This is a genomic window from Vibrio sp. 10N.261.52.A1 (assembly GCF_002876325.1).
GTDB classification, from domain to species: Bacteria; Pseudomonadota; Gammaproteobacteria; order Enterobacterales; family Vibrionaceae; genus Vibrio; species Vibrio chagasii.
The window spans coordinates 1-235 of record NZ_MCYD01000394.1 but is presented as its reverse complement, the minus strand read 5'-3'; the positions used below and the strand labels follow the sequence as shown (position 1 = coordinate 235).

The window sequence follows — 235 nt, the reverse complement described above, 5'->3', positions numbered from 1 at the left end:
TTTTGCTTATCAACTTTGTCTTTACGAGATAAAAAACAACTAAAACCCCACCAGAAAAAGCCATCATAACGAGTGCCCAAACTAGATCATGAACAGGAATGGTAAGTGATAAAACAGATGCATATTTAATATCCCCAGCGCCAATCCAAATTAACTTATAAAGAATAAGCCCTATACTTAACACAAGTAGAAAGCTGATAGCTTGAATATCTAATGGAGATAAGAAACACTGCAA

1 protein-coding gene is annotated in these 235 nt (G+C 34.5%); it reads right to left on the bottom strand.

From position 1 onward, the window contains the following. A partial coding sequence (locus tag BCT81_RS04865; protein ID WP_347232103.1) for a prepilin peptidase occupies nucleotides 1–235 on the bottom strand: 235 nt, incomplete at both ends.